12 protein-coding genes are annotated in these 13,787 nt (G+C 71.6%); 4 read left to right on the top strand and 8 right to left on the bottom strand.

Annotation, left to right across the window (positions count from 1 at the left end):
- Window positions 1-6: 6 nt before the first annotated feature.
- Entirely contained in the window at window positions 7-621 is a 615-nt protein-coding gene (locus Asi03nite_RS22835; protein WP_203682476.1) for a PadR family transcriptional regulator, read from the bottom strand.
- Between the two features lie 177 nt (window positions 622-798).
- Between Asi03nite_RS22835 and Asi03nite_RS22830 the strand changes: the two genes are divergently transcribed.
- Complete coding sequence (locus tag Asi03nite_RS22830; RefSeq protein ID WP_203682475.1) at window positions 799-1,209, top strand: hypothetical protein; 411 nt, start codon at window positions 799-801, stop codon at window positions 1,207-1,209.
- Between the two features lie 113 nt (window positions 1,210-1,322).
- Window positions 1,323-2,402: a methyltransferase gene (locus tag Asi03nite_RS22825; RefSeq protein ID WP_203682474.1), complete on the top strand. Its 1,080-nt coding sequence runs from the start codon at window positions 1,323-1,325 to the stop codon at window positions 2,400-2,402.
- Between the two features lie 342 nt (window positions 2,403-2,744).
- Here the strand turns inward: Asi03nite_RS22825 and Asi03nite_RS22820 are convergent, their stop codons facing one another.
- The 3 genes from Asi03nite_RS22820 to Asi03nite_RS22810 form a co-directional block, all read right to left on the bottom strand.
- The gene (locus Asi03nite_RS22820) at window positions 2,745-3,671 is read right to left on the bottom strand and encodes a hypothetical protein (protein WP_203682473.1); all 927 of its coding nucleotides are present in this window, start codon (window positions 3,669-3,671) and stop codon (window positions 2,745-2,747) included.
- Window positions 3,672-3,769: 98 nt separating this feature from the next.
- On the bottom strand, window positions 3,770-4,582 hold the full coding sequence (locus Asi03nite_RS22815; protein WP_203682472.1) for a VOC family protein: 813 nt from the start codon (window positions 4,580-4,582) through the stop codon (window positions 3,770-3,772).
- 63 nt (window positions 4,583-4,645) lie between these two features.
- Entirely contained in the window at window positions 4,646-6,202 is a 1,557-nt protein-coding gene (locus Asi03nite_RS22810) for an FAD-binding oxidoreductase (protein ID WP_203682471.1), read from the bottom strand.
- Window positions 6,203-6,362: 160 nt separating this feature from the next.
- Between Asi03nite_RS22810 and Asi03nite_RS22805 the strand changes: the two genes are divergently transcribed.
- Complete coding sequence (locus Asi03nite_RS22805) at window positions 6,363-7,346, top strand: NAD-dependent epimerase/dehydratase family protein (protein ID WP_203682470.1); 984 nt, start codon at window positions 6,363-6,365, stop codon at window positions 7,344-7,346.
- 47 nt (window positions 7,347-7,393) lie between these two features.
- Here the strand turns inward: Asi03nite_RS22805 and Asi03nite_RS22800 are convergent, their stop codons facing one another.
- Genes Asi03nite_RS22800 through Asi03nite_RS22785 form a run of 4 tightly spaced genes read right to left on the bottom strand, consistent with a single transcriptional unit; the run spans window position 7,394 to window position 12,505 of the window.
- Window positions 7,394-8,638 carry a class I SAM-dependent methyltransferase gene (locus Asi03nite_RS22800; RefSeq protein ID WP_203682469.1) on the bottom strand — a complete coding sequence of 415 codons (1,245 nt, stop codon included), beginning with the start codon at window positions 8,636-8,638 and terminating at the stop codon, window positions 7,394-7,396.
- 27 nt (window positions 8,639-8,665) lie between these two features.
- Window positions 8,666-9,781, bottom strand: coding sequence for a DegT/DnrJ/EryC1/StrS family aminotransferase (locus Asi03nite_RS22795; RefSeq protein WP_203682468.1), 1,116 nt, complete (start codon window positions 9,779-9,781; stop codon window positions 8,666-8,668).
- Window positions 9,778-11,049, bottom strand: coding sequence for an acyl-CoA dehydrogenase family protein (locus tag Asi03nite_RS22790; RefSeq protein ID WP_203682467.1), 1,272 nt, complete (start codon window positions 11,047-11,049; stop codon window positions 9,778-9,780). The genes Asi03nite_RS22795 and Asi03nite_RS22790 overlap by 4 nt, the downstream gene beginning before the upstream one ends.
- A 58-nt stretch (window positions 11,050-11,107) precedes the next feature.
- Window positions 11,108-12,505: an NDP-hexose 2,3-dehydratase family protein gene (locus Asi03nite_RS22785; protein ID WP_203682466.1), complete on the bottom strand. Its 1,398-nt coding sequence runs from the start codon at window positions 12,503-12,505 to the stop codon at window positions 11,108-11,110.
- 211 nt (window positions 12,506-12,716) lie between these two features.
- On the opposite strand from Asi03nite_RS22785, the gene Asi03nite_RS22780 reads away from it, so the two are divergent.
- Window positions 12,717-13,769 carry a class I SAM-dependent methyltransferase gene (locus tag Asi03nite_RS22780; protein ID WP_203682465.1) on the top strand — a complete coding sequence of 351 codons (1,053 nt, stop codon included), beginning with the start codon at window positions 12,717-12,719 and terminating at the stop codon, window positions 13,767-13,769.
- Window positions 13,770-13,787 lie beyond the last annotated feature (18 nt).

Below are 13,787 nucleotides of genomic sequence, written 5' to 3'. Positions count from 1 at the left end.
CCGGTCTCAGCCGGCGACCTGAATGCCGTCGGCAGCGGTCCCGGCCCGGCCGGTGCGCAGATCCTCGGTGAAGTCGGCCACCCAGCGCTTCTCGGCCTCCCACATGGCCAGCTGGAACTCGACCTCGGCCAGGTAGATGCGGTCGACGCCGCCCGGGATCTGGCTCACCCGGGACTGCACGTCTGCCCGCCAGGCGTCGATGTTCTTCTGCAGTGCCCGCTGCCGCTCCTCCAGCGCCCGCACGACCTCGGGGAGCGGCAGCGACTGCACGAACGCGAGGGCGGCCGGGAACGACGGGTACTCCGGGACGGGCACGGCGAGCATGTCGGCCAGCCACTCCAGCGCGAGCTCGGCGCCCTCCGGGGTCGCCTCGTAGACGGCGCGCTCCGGCCGCCTCTCGTGCCGGGAGACCTCTTTGAGCCGGACCAGGCCGCTGCGCTGCAGCCGATCAACCGTCTGGTAGACCGCATTGCGCTGCGTGACGTTGATGACCCGGTCCTTGTCCCACTCCTGAACCCGCTGGCGCAGGCCGTACGGATGCATCGGTTCGTGGGTCAGCAGCAACAGGATGGCCATGGCCAGCGGGGAACGGCGTGCGGCGCGATCCGGCGAGGTGGTCATCGTCCATCCCTGGTGTCGAAGTCCGTCAGCAGTTCAGGCTACTTCACCACGCTCGCGGACCTACTCCCCGTGCTCGACAGGCGCTAGAGGCGGCCGACCCTTGGCTTAACCATAAAATGAATAGTACTGTGAGGGATAGCTAGGGCGCCGCCCGGCGCCCACGGAAGGGAGACCGCCATGACCGAGGAATTGGAGACCGCGGACAAGCTGGTTCTGCAGAAGGCGGCGCATGGAGCCGTCCTCCTGGTGTCGCTGGCCTACCCGAGCACGGTCGCCACCACGAAGATCAATGTGGCCGGGTCCAGGGTCCTGACCGGCGCGACCGGTCTGGTCGGCCGGGCCCTGGCCGGTAAGGTCCAGGCCGACCTGCCCAAGGGGAGCGCGGCGGACGTCGCCGACGAGGTGCTCCCGGCGCTGCGCGACGCGGTCGCTCTGCTCGAGCGCCGCGACCCCGCGGAGGCGGACAACTTCCGGCGCACCGTCACCGTCGCGGTCGAGCAGGGCGCCTCCTCGGCCGGCTCCAACGCCGCGACCGGCGAGATGATCGCCAAGGTGAAGGATGCGCTGGGCGTCGTGCCCGCCGCCTGACCGGGCGGGGGCCGGAGGCGGCCGCGGGCCCCCGCCGGCGGTCGCCTCCACGGTGTCTCGAGTGGCCAGTAGGACGCTGAACACCCGGCTACGGTACGAAAGGCGGTTACTTCATGGCGCAGGCGCAACAGCGTCAGGACCTGTCCGAGCTGTATGAGTCGATCGGTCTGCCCCCGCTGGCGCAGATCATCCCGCCCGTGTTCGGCTACGCGACCTTCCAGATCACCGGCGTGATCTCCCGCCTCGGCGTGCCCGACGTCATCGGCGACGGCCCCCGCTCGGCGGCCGAGATCGCCGCGGCGGTGCGGGCCGACGGCCCGTTCCTGCACCGCGTGCTGCGGGCGGCCGTCGCGGTCGGACTGCTCACCTCCGAGGACGACGAGCACTACGCGCTGAGCCCGCTCGGCGCGCTGTTCCGCGCCGATGCTCCGTGGCAGGGCGCCCCGCACGATGCGCTGCACGGACACCCGGCGGTGTGGCAGGCGTGGGGCTCGCTGACCGGCGCCGTGCGCACCGGCACGCCCGCCTTCATCCACGCGCACGGCAAAGGCCTGTTCGACTATCTCGACGACGACCCCGAGCTGGCCAAACTCTTCCACGACACGATGGCCACCGGCTCCGCCGTACAGCTGTCCGCGGTGGTCGAGGGTTACGACTTCAGCCGCTTCACGCACGTCACCGACGTCGGGGGCGGTGACGGGACCACGTTGTCCGCGATCCTGCTGGCCAACCCGCACCTGCGCGGCACCGTCTTCGACCAGGAGAACGCGGTCCGGTACGCGCCGGCCGTGCTCGAACGCAACGGTCTGTCCGACCGCGCCGGCGTCGCGGCGGGCAGTTTCTTCGAGTCCGTCGTCAGCGGCGCGGACCTGTTCGTGCTCAAGAGCGTCCTGCACGACTGGGACGACGAGCGCGCCGTGCGCCTGCTCGGCAACATCCGCGCGGCGATGCGCCCGGACAGCAAACTGGTCATGTTCACCTGGCTCATGCCGGAACCGGAGGTCAAGCGGGACCCGGCCGAGGAGCTGGCGATGGCCATCCAGGACATCGAGCTGATGGTCATGACCCGCGGCGAGACGCGCCGCCTCGGCACGTACAAGAAGCTGTTCGGCCAGGCCGGGCTGGAGATCACCGACGTGATCGACATCCCGTGCCCGATGAGCCTGCACGCCGTCGAGGCGTCCCCGATCTGATCGTCGTCCTCCGGGACGGCACCGGTGAGGCGCCTCCCGGACGGATCGCAGGCGGCGGCACCGGCCACCTCCGGCGGAGACCACCTCTACGCCGGAGCCGGCGGGCGCCTCCGCGGGAAACGGTCCGCGCCGCGCCGCAACCGCGGCGCGTACCGTTCTCTCCATCCGCCCGCTCCGGATTCCGATCACCGGCCTGACCCGCCGCCGGGCGTGCCGCCACCGCCCCCGGCGACAGGCCGCCGCGCGCCGCCGCGACCCAGGCAGGTCGCCTGCATCGACGGGTGGCAGGTCGGGAAGCGGGCCACCTGGCGGCTCACGGTTCGGCGTTCGCCGCACGGCGACCTACCGGTTGTACGGCATCCGCGGGAACCAGCCGTGGTCGAACATCGCCGGCAGCCGCACGTCCCAGTACACCACCGTGAACACGCCCAGGGCGATCAGCAGGGCGCTGCTGATCGCGGCCGTCCGGGACGGCCTGCTGGTCAGCCAGCGCAGGAAGCCGCCGCGGGTGACGATGACGAGCGAGGCGAACAGCACGGTCACGATGGCCACGTTGCCCAGCGACTGGAGCACGAAGGCGCCGGCTCCGTACCACGGGTTGCCGGTCTCGACGGTCCAGTGGAAGAGCTTGTTGAACAGCGGGTACGGGCGCCCGATGAGGAAGCCGCCGACGAGCGCGCCGAGGAGGACCACCCGGGCGACGGGGCGGCGCGCGAACGGATCGGGGATGTACCGGCCGGCGGCCAGCCCCAGCAGGATGAACGCCAGCCCGATGACCCCGAAGACCACCATCGACTGGATGAGCCGCACCGGCAGGCCGGCGACCACGCCGGTGGAGAGCTGGGGGAGGCGGTCGCCCAGCAGGACCCCGATGAAGCCGTACGCCGCGGACACCGCCACCATGCCCAGGGTCAGCCAGCCCACCGGCCGCAGCAGCCTGCCCCACCGCGCCCGCCGCCCGTCCTCGACCTGGCTCATCGGGCCCACCGAGGCGACCATGGCGATGTTGCAGGCAGTGAACGTGCCGGCGAGCCCGGAAACGAAGGCGAAGAGCAGGCCGGCCGCGGTGCCCCCGATGGCGGTCGCCTTGGCGTCCCGGTCCAGCAGGGTGTTGGCCACGGTGTCGCCGATCACGTGGTCGACGAGTTCGTAGGACCAGAGCACGGCCAGCAGCAGGCCGGCCACCACGCTACCGATCAGGAGCGGCCACCGGCGGGGCCGGTCCGCAGGGGCCACGGGCGGTGTCACCGCGTCACTCGTCATCGACATGTCTAGATTTTCGGTGTGCCCTGTGCCGGCGGTCTTATCCGAGCGTGCGCACCGGCCCGCGATGCCGCCGGCACTCGTGCGCCGGACAGCGACGACCCTCACCGGGCGGTGACCGGCTGGCCCAGGGCGTGCAGATTGCCTTCGCTGTCGCGGAACCAGGCCGCCCGCTCCCCGGCGCCCAGGGACGGATAGTTGCCGGTCACCTCGGCGATGCCGTCGACGGTACGCAGGCCGGGAAGGTCGTACTCCTCGAACAGCACCCCGCGGCGGCGCAGCGCCGCGACGGCCGTCTCGATGTCCTCCACCTGCCACGACATCTGGGTGTGCGCGCCGGACGGACGTCCCGCCGAGTGGTACACCGCGAAACTGCCGGCCCCGATCCGGTACAACAGACCGCCCGGCCTCGTCTCCGCGGGGTGCAGGCCCAGCTTGCCGGCGTAGAACTGGCGGGCGCGCTCCAGGTCCTGTGCCGGTAGACGGGTGGTGACGGATACGGCGACCAGCCCGTCGGCCGTCCCGGTGAACCGCCTGTGGCGGGCGGCCCAGTAGGCGTCGGTCAGCTCGATGATCTGGACGTAGTTGCCGTCCGGATCGATCACCGTGCCGAACCAGGCGCCGGCCGGCTCCCGGTACTCCAGTTCTGCCAGCCATCGCACCCCGAGGGTGTCGAGATGCCGGGCCGTCGCCGCGGCGTCGCCGACGTGCAGATTGACGATCACGCGGGCCGGCTCGGGTGCGCGGGCGGCCACATCCTGCCGGTGGTCGATCAGCAGTCCGACGCCGCCCAGACGCAGGAAGCCGTCGCCGTCGGCGGTCACCCCGAAGGCGCGCTCGTACCAGTCGCGGAGTCGGTCGGGGTCGGTGCTGGCCAGCAGGAGGCTGCCGAGAACCGGTGCGGGGGTGTGCGACATGTTCGGGTGTCCGCTCGGTGAGTAGTGGGACGACCGGCGTCTGCCTGGGCCGGGCGCGGGCGGTCAGTCGATGCCCTGGGCGAAACGGAAGAACCGGTGCGGGTCGTAGCGGTGCTTGACGTCCGACAGCCGCCGGTAGTTCTCCGCGTAGTAGGCCGCTCGCCAGTCGTCCAGCTCGGGGTCGATGAAGTTCTGGTAGCTCTCGTGCTGGGAGGCGGGGTCCAGCGCGGTGAGGCCGTCGGCGAGCCAGCGGCGGCCCGCCGCCACGTCGGCCGCGGTGAACGCCGGGTCGGTGAGCGAGAGAGCGTACCCCCCGACGAGCACGGAATCCCGGTGCACGTACGCGGTGTCGGTGCGCCGCCGGGCTCCGGAGACGCCGCCCAGGGTCTCGAAGTAGAACAGGCGGAACTGGCCGGGGCGCCGGTCGGCGGCGAAGACGTCGAGCGCCCGGCGGAGGTCGCGCGGCGGCAGCGTACGGGCGAACATCCGGTTCCGCGTCGCGTAGAAGTTCGTCCGCGGCAGCATGGCGTCGGGCGCGTAGCCGACCCGGTGACACTGATCGGCGCTCAGGTCCGCGCAGCCGTACCACTGCATCATCGCCTCGTACGCCGGGTGCTGCTGCACGCTGCGGGTCACCGCGGGTGTGCCGGCCCCGGTCTCGAGAGCGTCCAGCAGGACGTCGAGCCGGTCCGGCCGGCCGAACCAGGCTCCGTACACCGTGACCTGCGGTTGCGAGCGCCCCGCGTCGACGTCGAGGACGCCCAGGGAGGCGCCCAGCTCGCCCGGCGCGCTCACGGCCCAGGACTGCCACGCGTCGATGACCTCCAGCGCCCGCTCCCACGGCCAGGTCAACGTGTAATTGACCATGGAGGTGACGTGTACCGGCGCCAGTTCGTACCGGGTGACGACTCCGAAGTTGCCGCCGCCACCGCCCCGCAGGGCCCACAGCAGGTCGGGATGCTCGTCGCGGGAGGCACGCACCACCCGGCCGTCGGCCAGCACGACGGTCGCCGAGATCAGCCGGTCGCAGGCCAGGCCCTGGCTGCGGGTGAGGAATCCGATGCCACCACCCTGCACGAAGCCGCCCAGGCACACGTTCGGACAGACGCCGCCGGCCAGCATGAGCCCACGCGGCGCGAGCCGGTGCAGCGCGTCGACCTGCTGGACTCCCGGTCCGGCCACGACGGTGCCGCCACCGGTCGCGAGGTGATCCAGCCGGGACACGTCGAGAACGATGCCCCGGCCGGTCGAGAACCCGCCGAAGCTGTGGCCGCCGCTGCGGACCGCGACGGGGATGCCGTGATGGCCGGCGAACCGGATCACCCGCTGCACGTCGCGGGTGGAAGCGCAGTAGGTCACCGCGGCCGGCCGGATCACGTCGTACTGTGCGCTCGCCAGCCGCCGGGCGTTCTGGTACGCCGGATCCCCCGGTCGTGCGAGGTCGCCGTCGAGATGCCGGCGCAGCCCGTCCCAGTCGGCACCGTACGGTGCGGCGCCGGCCGGCGCGGCGCCGGCCAGCCCGGCCACGGCGGCGGCGCCTCCCACGCTCAGTCGGAGAAAGCTGCGACGACTCTGCACCCGGTCCCCCTCGCTGGTCGCTTGGCGCCGCCGTCGGCGCATCCAGAGGATCGTCGCCGATCGAGGCGGCACGTGCTTCTTCCACCGTGCGGACTGTGGTGGTGCGGCACGACATCTCGCACGTCGCGAGATGCGTCTCCAGGCCCGCCGTGGCGAGGCTGGACACCCGCCACCCGCGGTCTCCTCACCGAAGGGCGTTCCCATGTCAGCTGACACGCCGGGCGACACCCGGCAAACCATCGCCGTCCTCGGCGGTACCGGATCCCTGGGATCCGCCGTCGCCGCCGCCCTGGCCGAGCGGCCGGTACGGGTGCGCCTGGTCGGGCGCGGCGCACCCGCCGCCCTGCCGGCCGGACAAGCCGAGATCGGCACCGTCGTGGCCGACCTCACCGCCCCCGGGGCGGTCGAGGCGGCGGTGCGGGGCGCGGATGTCGTCCTGTGCCTGGTCAAGCACACCGGCGGTTGGCGCGACGCCGGCTCCCGGGAGGCCGAGCTGGTCAATGTCGGCGTGCCGCGTGCGCTGCTCGATGCGCTGGCACGCGAGAGCCGGAGGCCGGCGCCGATCGTCGTGTACGCCGGCTCGGCGTCGCAGGCCGGACCTCCGGCACGGGTGCCGCTGACCGGTACCGAGCCGGAGGAGCCGGACAACGCGTTCGACCGGCAGAAGCTGACAGCCGAGCGCCTGCTGCTGGACGCCTCGCGGGCCGGTGTGTTGCGGGGCGTGTCGCTGCGCCTGCCGATGGTCTACGGCGGCCCGGTGGACAAGGGAGTGGTGACCGCGATGGCCCGCCGTGCCCTCGCCGGTGGCGATCTGACGGTGTGGGACGGCGGGGAGGCCCGCCGAGATCTGGTGTACGTGCGGGACGCGGCGGGCGCCCTCGTGGCGGCGATCGACCACGCGGACGCCCTCGCCGGCCGGCACTGGCTGGTCGGCAGCGGCACGGGCGTCCGGCTCGTCGACCTCTTCTCCTCGCTGGCCGCGACGGTCGCCGGGCACACCGCACGCCCGGCGGTACCGGTCACGTCGACGCCCGCACCGGCACAGGCGACCGCCGGCGACCTGCGCGACCTCGTGCTGGACTCCGGGCCGTTCCGGTCGGTGACCGGCTGGGGACCGTCGACGCCACTGGCCGAAGGGCTGCGCGCGACGGTTGCCGGGCTGGCCACCCGGGTGGCCGCGTCCTGACCACCGCGACGCCGTGGCGGCCCGGCCGCCACGGCGTCGCCGCCACCTCACACCACGTGGACGTCGGGCACGTAGCGCAGCCACCGGCCGCCGGACGCGGTGAACGCGCGCTCCTTGGCCATGATCTCGGCGGCGTGATTCCAGGCGAACAGCAGGGCGTAGTCGGGATACGGGTCGGCGAACGCCTCGGCGGGCCGGATCGGGATGTGCTGTCCAGGAGTCAGCTTGCCGTGCTTGTCCGGGGTGGTGTCACAGATGAACTCGACCAGGTCGGGACCGATGCCGCAGAGGTTCAGAACGGTGGCGCTCTTGGCCGTGGCGCCGTAACCGACGACCCGGCGCCCCCGCTCGCGCAGGTCGGTGAGCGTACGCACGAGGTCGTCACGGACGCGTGCGACGTTCGCCGCGAAGCCGCGCAGCGTGTCGATGCTCGACAGGCGCCGCTGCCGTTCCTCGGCGACCAGCGCGGCCACCGCCGGGGTGGGCGTCCGCCTGCCGGCCCGGGCGAGGGTGAAGCGGACCTCACCGCCGTGCACCGGCAGGCGGCGCACGTCGACCAGTTCGAAGCCGAACCGCCGGGCGGTCGCCTGTACCGACTCCGCCGACCACAGGTAGAAGTGCTCGTCGTAGATCTGGTCGAATGAGGTCTGCGCGACGACGTCACCGAGATACGGGTCCTCGAAGACGAACACGCCGTCGGGAGCGAGCAGCGCGTCCACGCCGCGGAACACCGAGTCGAGGTACGGGATGTGGCACAGGGTGTTCGCCGAATAGATCACGTCGGCGGTGCCCTCGGCGGCACACACCTCCTTGGCCGTGCGCTCCTCGAAGAAGTCCCCGCGCACCCGGATGCCCCGGGCACGGGCCACGTCGGCCACTCCGCCGGAGGGCTCGAAGCCCAGGTGGCGTACGCCCGCGTCCTTGATCGTCCGCAGGAGCACGCCGTCGTTGCATCCGATCTCCACCAGGAACGGCCGGTCGCCGGTCAGGTCGGTGTCCAGGAACTCCCGGGCCACGCCCGCGAAGTACTCCTGCATCGCCTGGGAACTCGACGAGTAGAACGGGTAGTCGTGGTGGAACATGCGGTCCCGGGGCACGTCATGGAGCAACTGCACCATGGCGCACCCGGTGCACACGCCCACCACGAGCGGGAAGAAGAACTCCTCCGCGTCGGCGCCCGGCTCCACGAACGCCTGCGATATCGGCTGCTCTCCCAGGTCCAGGAACTGCTCCAGGCCATCGCCGCATACCCGGCAGGTGGCGCGCGGTCGGGTGTTGCCGTCATCGGTCATGGCTGTCTCCAGATCGCGTGTGGTCGGTCAGAGTTCGGAGAACACGTCGTGCAGCGCCGCGATGACCCTCTCCTGGACGTGCCGGGGCAGGGACGGGTACATCGGCAGGGAGAAGATCTCGGTCGCGAGACGCTCGGTGTTGGGCAGGGGCACGCGGGGCGTGGCCAGGCCCGGGAAGCCCGACATGGTGTGCACCGGCCACGGGTAGCTGATGTTGAGCTCGATGTCGTACCGGCGTAGCAGCTCGAGGATGCGGTCGCGCTGGGGATGCCGGACCACGTAGACGTAGTGAACATGGTCGTTGCCCGGCGCGGTGGTGGGCAGGACGAGACCGGCGCCGGTGAGGTCGCTCAACCCGTCGGCGTAGCGCTGTGCGACGGCCCGGCGTCCCGCGATGTAGCCGTCCAGGCGGGTCAGCTTGCGCCGCAGGATCTCCGCCTGCACCTCGTCGAGCCGGCTGTTGTGCCCGGGGGAGCGGACCACGTAGTAGACCTTGTCCATGCCGTAGTAGCGCAGCTGGCGCAGGGCCCGGTCGACATCGTCGCGTGCGGTCAGCAGCGCTCCACCGTCACCGTAGGCGCCCAGCACCTTTGTCGGGTAGAAGGAGAACGCCGCCGCGTCGCCCATGGTGCCGGCCAGGCGGCCGTGATGCCGCGCACCGTGCGCCTGGGCGCAGTCCTCCAGCACGGCCAGGCCGTGTGTCTCGGCGAACCGCAGCACCGGGTCCATGTCGACGCACTGCCCGTACAGGTGCACCGGCACGACCGCCCGGGTGCGCGTGGTGAGCACCTCCGCCAGCTGCCCGGTGTTCATCAGGTAGTCGTCCCCGACGTCGACGAAGACGGGGGTCGCCCCGGTGCCGGCGATGGCCACCACGGTCGGGGCTGCGGTGTTGGAAACGGTGATCACCTCGTCGCCCGGACCGATGCCGAGCGCCTCGAGGCCGAGCTTGACGGCATTGGTGCCGTTGTCGACACCGACGCAGTGGGCCACGCCGTGGTAGGCGCTGAACTCCGCCTCGAACGACTGGACGGCGGGGCCCAGGATCAGCCGGCCCGATCTCAGGACCGTCCGTACCGCGTCGAGGATGTCCGTCTCCTCCTCCGCGAATTCCGGCAGGTAGTCCCACACGCGCGTGGTCACCGCGGGCCGCTCCTCTCCGATCGCAGCGACCGTGCCGCACGGGCGCTGATGTAGTTGCTGTCGTAGGGCAGGTCCAGCGCGTGCGCGCTGAGGAACTCGACTCCGTCGATGTAGTTGTAGGGCTGCATGAAATTGTTGGCGCGGATGTCGCGCAGCATCCTGGCCAGCGGGTGCCCCGCGGAGTAGGTCGCGCCGCCGACGAGGGTCAGACAGTCGTCGACGAGCGCGGGCGCGTGCCGGTTGACCATCAACTTGGCGTACTGGAACGGCACCATCATCGAGCGGCCGCGCACCGCCACGTCGGTGATCTCCTGCGCCGCCGTGTCGGCGTTCAGCAACGCGCTGCCGGCCGTGGCACGCAGCATGTAAAGACGTGCGTCGATCTCTGCGACCAGCGGGCGCACCGCGGCCGGGGGTGCCTGCCCGCCCCGGGCCACGTGCCGCACGGCCCAGTCCCGGGCGGCCTGGGCGACGCCGAGGTAGATGCCGAGCATGGTGATCGAGCTGACGGTCTGCCCCGCCAGGGCTCCGTCGTGCTGCGCGCCGACCGCGCCGCGGACCAGTACGTCCGCGCCGGGGACGCCGGCGTCCTCGTAGAGCACGTCCACCGTGCCGGACGCCCGCATGCCCAGGCCGTCCCAGTTGTCCAGCACCGTCACGCCGGGGTTGTCCGGTGACACCAGCACCGTGGCGAGCCGGACCGGACAACCGTCACCGCGGGTCTGCGCCACCGTGATGATGTGCTTGGCGACGGGCGCCATCGTCACCATCGTGGTGCGGCCGTTGAGCCGCCAGCCGCCATGACCGTCCGGCGTGATGGTCGTGACCGCGGACGGATGCTCCTTGACACCGCCACTGACCGGGTCGCCCAGCGCCATCGCGCGCAGGACCCGCTCGGCGAGCTGCCGGGCGTGCGGCTCACCGTGCAGCCACTCGTAGGTGAAGGTGAGTCCGCGGCTGAACTGGGCGTGCAGGGCCAGCGCGGTCGAGGCGTCCACCTCGGCCACGGTCAGCAGGGCGGTGGCCACGTCGTACAGGCGGTCCAGGCCCAGGCCGCCGAGCCGGCGAGGCACGGTGGCGCCCAGGACGCCGCTCTCGCCGAACGCCTTGAAGACGTCGCCCGGGAAGGTTCCGGTGCGATTGCAGTGGTCCGCGGCGTTGTGGACGCCGGGCAGGTGTCCGGTCAGCAGGTCGAGCAGAGCGGCGCCCGCGGGGGTGAGAGCGGCGTGCAGGGTGCCGGCCGCTGCCGGGATCGGTGTGTCTGACATAGAGCGCAGAAGCCTTCCGGTCTCGAAGGGAGCGATTCGTACGCGACACCGGCCGCCGCTAGTTCTGCAGGTCCACGGCGCCGGAGTTGATCGCGGCGAGCAGGCTCCGCGCCTGCATGTTGACGTAGTTGCCGTGCCGGACCAGCGACCGCAGCTGGCCCGGCGTCACCCAGAAGTGATGGGCCGGGGGCCGGGCCGGCGCCTCTGTCGCGTCGGCCTCGACGATGAGATACCGGTTCTCGGCGTTGAGGAACCGGCCGCCCTCCTCCGAGTGCGTGGCGGAGTACCGGATGCGGTCCGCCGGGGCGTGCAGCACCAGGTCGAGGAACGGGGAGCGGAGCACCCCGGACCCGTCGGCGTCCCTCGGCACGCACTGCACCGTCGGCCCCAGCTCGACGGTGTTCAGGAAGCCGGCTTCCACCCGTACTGTGACCAGCAGATGCGGCACGCCGCTGAACCGGCGCATGACGAACGCCACCACGCCGCGGTCCAGCGGCTCCAACAGGGGTTGCGTCCAGCGGGGCGCCTCGCGGCTGCCCGCCTCGACCCGCACCGCCACGACCTGGAAGTGCCGGTCGGGCACGTGCCGGATGGTGGTGTCGTCCCGTGTCCAGTCCGTCGTGTCGGCGAGCGGGATCAAGCGCGCCACCAGGCGATGTCCGGAGCGCTCGGCGACGAACCAGGACATCAGGTCGGCGTCGCGATGCAGGGCGGCGGACTCGTCGCCGGCCAGCGGGGCGCAGGCCAGCACGGTCCGGGCATCCATGTTGACGACCAGGTCCCGGCGCAGCAGCGCGCCGATCTCCGCGAGGGTCAGCCAGCGGAAGTCCTCGTGCAGCGGCACGTCGTCGCGGGTCTCGACGATCATGTTGCGGTTGACTTTGCGGTAGAACCACGCCCCCTGCTCGGACTGCAGCACGTCGACCATCACCGTGTTGTGTCCCGGTGAGCGGAAGTATTCGAGATAGCGCACGCCGGCGCCGGCGTGCACCCGGCTGTAGTTGCTCCGGGTGGCCTGCACGGTGGGGGAGAGCTGGACCAGATTCGGGTTGCCCGGCTCCATCTTCGCCTGCATCAGGAAATGCAGAACGCCGTCGAACTCCTTGGCCAGGATGCCGAGGATGCCCACCTCGGGCTGCACGATGATCGGCTGCCGCCAGGTCCGTGGCGCCGCGACCGGGGGCCCCTCCGCCTCGACGTGCAGCCCCTCCACCGTGAAGAAACGCCCGCTGCGGTGTCGCAGATTGCCGGTCACGGCGTCGAAGTGCCAATGGTCGAGGGCCTCGAACGGGACGCGTTCGACACGGAACGTGTGCCGGCGGGCATGGTCGGCCAGCCAGTCCGGCACGTCGGCGGCGAGCGCGGGGCGCGCCGTGAGGGATTCGAGAATCCGCCGCGCCGCATGCGGATCGGTACGCGGCACGAGGCTCGGTGCGACGGTCGAGTGCGCTCTCATGGGCCTCGCCTCTCGTTCGAGAATCCGCTGTGCCAGCGGCGGGGACGATGTCCGACTCATTGTCATCGGCGGCCCGAGGCGCTCCATCTCTGAGGATGCGCACCTCAGCGGGCTTGTGGCCAGGGGGAAGAGCATTTGTGGAGGTGCGTGGCCGAACCGGCGTCTCCCAGGATGGTGCGCAGTACGGGCCATCGATCTCGGAGGACGACCCATGACAACCTCGGCCACGCGACGGCGACCCCGGACCGGCGGACCGGCCTCCCCCGCCGGCGCCAGCGGTGGCGCCGCCAGTCCGCACGTCACCTCGATCTTCAACTCCGCTGTCGCGTCGTGGGCCGTCGCGGCGGCCTGGGAGATCGGCCTCCTGGACGAGCTCATGGAGACCGGCGAGGTGGACGCCGTCGTCTACGCGGCTGCGCACGGCCTGGACGCGACGTCGACCGTCGGACTGTGCCGTGCGCTGGCGTCGGTGGACCTGGTGCGCCGCACCGGCACGGTGATCACGCTGTCCGACCACTCCGCCGAGGCGTACCGGATGAAGTCGTTCTTCCACTGGCTGTCCCGTGGCAGCGCGGAACTGTTCCAGGCCATGCCGAACGCGCTGGTCAAGGCGAACCGTACCGGCTCCTACTACCGGCGCGACGCGGCGGCGATCGCGTACGCGTGCCGGGAGATCAACGAACTCTGCTACGAGAGCACCTTCCGTGCCGCCCTGGACCGCATCGACGGCGACATCGGCGTGGTGGCCGATCTCGGCTGCGGTAGCGGCGGTCGGGTGCTGGACCTGTTGCGTCGTTTCCCGGGAGCGCGTGGCATCGGTGTCGACATCGCGCGCCCGGCGTTGGTGGACGCGCGCAGTGACGCCGAGGCGGCCGGCCTGGCGCAGCGCGCGACGTTCCTCGAGGGCGACGTTCTGCAACTGCGGCGCCGCCCCGAGTTCGACGAGGTCGAACTGCTGACCTGCTTCATGATGGGCCACGACTTCTGGCCCAAGGACCGGTGCGTGGCCACGCTGCGACGGCTGCGGGAATGCTTCCCGGCGGCGCGCCGGCTGCTTCTCGGCGACGCCACCCGCACCGAGGGTGTCGCCGACGCCGACCTGCCGATCTTCGTGGTGGGGTTCGAGCTGGGCCACGACCTGATGGGCATCTCGCTGCCCACCGTCGCGGAGTGGGAGAGCGTGTTCGACGAGGGCGGGTGGCAGTTGCTGCGCACCAACCGGATCGACATGACCGTCGGCGAAGTGATCTTCGAGTTGGCCTGAGCCGGCCCGGCGCGGCGG

Source organism: Actinoplanes siamensis (assembly GCF_016862395.1).
Taxonomy (GTDB): domain Bacteria; phylum Actinomycetota; class Actinomycetes; order Mycobacteriales; family Micromonosporaceae; genus Actinoplanes; species Actinoplanes siamensis.
This window is presented reverse-complemented; position numbering and strand designations above follow the sequence as displayed.